Source organism: Methylobacter svalbardensis (genome assembly GCF_037671525.1).
In the GTDB taxonomy this organism is placed as follows: domain Bacteria; phylum Pseudomonadota; class Gammaproteobacteria; order Methylococcales; family Methylomonadaceae; genus Methylobacter_A; species Methylobacter_A svalbardensis.
The window spans coordinates 1-2,452 of the sequence record NZ_JAWPOH010000147.1 but is presented as its reverse complement, the minus strand read 5'-3'; the positions used below and the strand labels follow the sequence as shown (position 1 = coordinate 2,452).

At 48.9% G+C, this 2,452-nt stretch carries 2 protein-coding genes; both read left to right on the top strand.

The window, feature by feature from the left end; translation table 11 throughout:
• Window positions 1-196 precede the first annotated feature (196 nt).
• A complete protein-coding gene (locus RW114_RS20410) occupies window positions 197-1,099 on the top strand; it encodes a LysR substrate-binding domain-containing protein (protein WP_340124565.1) in 903 nt (300 codons plus the stop codon).
• Between the two features lie 32 nt (window positions 1,100-1,131).
• Window positions 1,132-1,977 carry a chromate transporter gene (locus tag RW114_RS20405; RefSeq protein WP_479687046.1) on the top strand — a complete coding sequence of 282 codons (846 nt, stop codon included), beginning with the start codon at window positions 1,132-1,134 and terminating at the stop codon, window positions 1,975-1,977.
• Window positions 1,978-2,452: the final 475 nt, after the last annotated feature.

Sequence of the window (2,452 nt, the reverse complement as noted above, 5' to 3'; positions counted from 1 at the left end):
GAGCGGCGCGAATGGACAGGCGGCAAGCGTTTATGCGGAAATGCCCAATGACCAGTTCAGACGCTTGCAGCTGAATAGAGGCGACAAGGTTGAGCTGCGGATACGCCACGCGCATTGGTTTCATTAGTGTAAGTTCTCGGGTTACGCTACGCTAACCCGATCGACATGCTTTTTAATCAAGGAAACATCCCCAACAATGAATTTAAGCCAAATTGAATTGCTTCGCGTTCTTCAGGAAAATGATTTCAGCCTTTCAAAAGCGGCGGAAAAAATGCATATCGTACAATCGGCGGTCAGTCGGCAATTGCAGCTTTTCGAAGCCGAACTGGGTTTCCCTTTGTATGAACGGCAGGGTAAAAGATTGATAGGCTTGACCTCTTTGGGTTGCCGTATCATGGAGGAGGTCGCAACCATTAACATGGCCAAAAACAATATCCAGACCATAGCAGCCGACTTTATCGACAGCAACCAAGGCGTTTTGCACATTGCGACCACCCACACCCAGGCCAGGTATTTTTTACCGAAACCTATCCTGCGCTTCAGGGAAAAATATCCGGGCGTCAGGATTTATATGGTGGAAGCGTCGCCCGAACAACTGATTAACAAACTGCATACCCGCAAAGCGGATATTGCGATCTGCACCGAGAAAGTCGGCGAAGATGCCGGTTTGGTCGTCAAGCCCTGCTACGAATGGCATCATGCGGTGGTGGTGCCGCAACATCATCCGCTGAGCGAGGGCGAAATTTCTCTTGAGCGGCTCGCCTCTTATCCGATACTCACCTACAGTTTTGGTTTTACCGGTCGCTCAAACATCGAGACTGCATTTAACAACACCGACATGAAACTGGATATTATCCTGGCCGCCGCCGATACCGATGTGATCAAGACCTATGTACGCTTAGGGATGGGGGTCGGCATTATTGCCGGCATGGCTTATGATCCGGAGGTGGATCATGATCTGGTTGTACGGGATTTATCGCATCTTATTCCCAGTTCAAAAACCAAGATCGCCTATCTGAAAAACAACTACCTGCCTGTGTACACGCAGCACTTTATCGACGAGTTGTTGATTGCAGCTAAAGAGCTTAATCTCCATTAACCGGAGTACAAACCTGATCGAAGGGAAGCCCCATGGAACAACCACAACCCGTCAGCTTTAGCACAGCCTTCCGCTTCTGGTTCAAACTCGGCTTCATCAGTTTCGGCGGGCCTGCCGGGCAAATCGCCATCATGCATCAGGAACTGGTCGAGCGGCGGCGCTGGATTTCCGAAAAGCGTTTTCTGCATGCGCTGAATTACTGCATGCTATTGCCGGGGCCTGAAGCGCAGCAACTCGCGGTTTATCTCGGCTGGCTGATGCACCGCACCTGGGGCGGCGTGGTCGCCGGGCTTTTGTTTATTCTGCCGTCGCTGTTCCTGTTGATCCTGCTAAGCTGGATTTACCTGCGCTTCGGCCAGGTTCCGGCGGTGGCCGGTGTGCTTTACGGTATCAAGCCCGCCGTCACTGCCATCGTGCTGTTCGCGGCGTATCGCATCGGCTCGCGGGCTTTAAAAAACGGCGTACTCTGGATTTTGGCGGCATTGGCCTTTGTCGCTATTTTCGTATTGCACGCGCCGTTTCCGTTGATCGTATTGATTGCAGCCTGTCTCGGAGCCGTCGGCGGACGCATCATTCCTGATAAATTTGCTGTTGGCGGAGGTCATGGCTCGGCCAAACAAAGCTACGGCCCCGCGCTGATCGATGACGATACGCCCATCCCCGAGCATGCCCGTTTTCGTTGGGCGCACTTGCTTAAAATCATAGCGGCGGGATTGATATTGTGGGGCGGCATGATGGGATTCTTATGGGGACACTACGGCTGGAACGGTGCGCTGACGCAAATGGGCTGGTTTTTCACCAAGGCGGCGCTGCTGACTTTCGGCCTGCTTCGTTCGTTTAATACCCAGCAAGGGGAAGTACGCAATAACTGGGCTTGATTTCATAAAGCCTGCTTTCACTCCACAAAAAGCGTTCCGTGAAAACACATGCACTATCGCTCCTGCGAACTATTTGCCATCACTCCGCTAAGCCCCGTTTCCATGGCAAACGGCAGATGAAATAAAACTTCTAACACTTAATTGAAGTTAGGGTTATCATGACAAAAAACCAAGTTTGCCAGATGTATATGCTCTTATCTGAACGAAAAAATATCTCATTCTTTAACTCGTACATCCCTTCTAATTTACTGGTCTACACGGTTTTAACAGTTCCTAAACTTCAACGTTTTTTGACTAAGAACAGAGTAATATTTTATTAGGCGAATTCTAAAATATTTCATATAGACTTCCAGAAAATTAATTTCCAAAACAGTAAAAAACTCCTTTGAAGATATACTTATTTCTACTGAAAAAACTTAAAGGAGCACTTAAAATCATAACGCTAAGCTTTTCGAATTCAATTGTACAAAAACTG